Source organism: Anaerobiospirillum sp. NML120449, assembly GCF_023051105.1.
GTDB lineage: Bacteria > Pseudomonadota > Gammaproteobacteria > Enterobacterales > Succinivibrionaceae > Anaerobiospirillum.
This window is the reverse complement of the sequence record NZ_JALKIL010000109.1, coordinates 1-1,205: the sequence shown is the minus strand read 5'-3', so window position 1 is coordinate 1,205 and position 1,205 is coordinate 1. Positions and strand designations below refer to the sequence as shown.

The 1,205-nt window shown below is 46.5% G+C and carries 1 protein-coding gene; it reads right to left on the bottom strand.

Annotated features, from left to right (window positions below):
- A partial coding sequence (locus tag MXE41_RS12990) for a hypothetical protein (RefSeq protein WP_247100898.1) occupies positions 1-864 on the bottom strand: 864 nt, incomplete at its 3' end.
- Positions 865-1,205: the final 341 nt, after the last annotated feature.

Genomic DNA, 1,205 nt, shown 5'->3' with positions numbered 1-1,205 from the left:
GACATCTTTACCTTTTGCATCTTTCTTACCTGAAACATCAAAAGATAACTCTGCACCACTGCCTACGGATACGGTACCCTTGGTGACAGAGCCACTGACAATACTTATCTTTGCTTTGTCAGCATGGTTGGCAGCACCGCTTCCGATGACAATCTTACCTTCTGTGACAGCGAGATTATCAGCATTGAGAGCCATTCCTTCAGCTGCGGTAGTTACACCGCCAAACTGAATTGTACCGCCCTTCTGCAGATTGATAGTAGTGCCGTTACCATAAGTTGTAATAGCCTTGCCTACTGTGCTTCCTGAGTCAAAAGTGACTAGAGCTCCCTTAGATGCAGTAACACCTTCTGATGCGTCACGACCAATGTTAACTACTTTTGCTTCGAGCTTGGTGCCAGAAGAGTTCTTAGCTAGTGACAGAGTTCCTGTTATTGCATCAAGTTTCCCGATTACAACAGTAACTGCTTTATTTGTTGTTGAGTCAGGCTCAATAGATAATTTTGAGCCATCAGTTGCACCAGTGCTGTCATTAATGACAATAGTGGCATTTTCTGCTTGTACTGTAGCCGGTTTATTTGCATTTGCGGCTATTTTGTGAGCTTTGCCGCCTGTAATATTGATTGTGAATGAGTTTGAGTTGCTAGCATCACCAGTTATGGCAATAGCTTCTGCGCTTGTAGCTTCTTTTATTTCATCTGGTTTAATTTTGCCAAAAGCGGAATTATCAAGTGCAGCCTGAGCCTGGCCTGCAACCATAACTGATGTCAGAACAACTGCAGAGGCAATACCCTTGAAGTAGGCGTTCTTGTAGATTGCACGATATTGAGCCATCAGGAACTTGATGGCGTTGTTTGAAAGTTTCATCTAGTTTGTTGAAAATTTTGATGAAGTGGGCGTTCTGGCCTGATGCGTGTTGCTGTGCCTCTGACTCGTAGTAGTAAATGCTTTTTTAAGGGCCGGCTGGCAGAGCTGGCCGGTCAGAGTTCAGAGGGATTCACAGGAACCTGTAGACCACCTCACTTCGGTGGTGGCCTTATGCGGGACACTGCAGGCAGCGGATTGTTCCATTGCCGTGGTTGCAGTGAAGAGGAGACAGAATGGTGCAGGCACATCGATACCCATGCCGTGGGCCTGGGCAGCTTTTTGTTCAATGTGTCGGGACAGGAAGCGTCAGGCAGAGGTTGACGTATGTCAGAGGGACACCA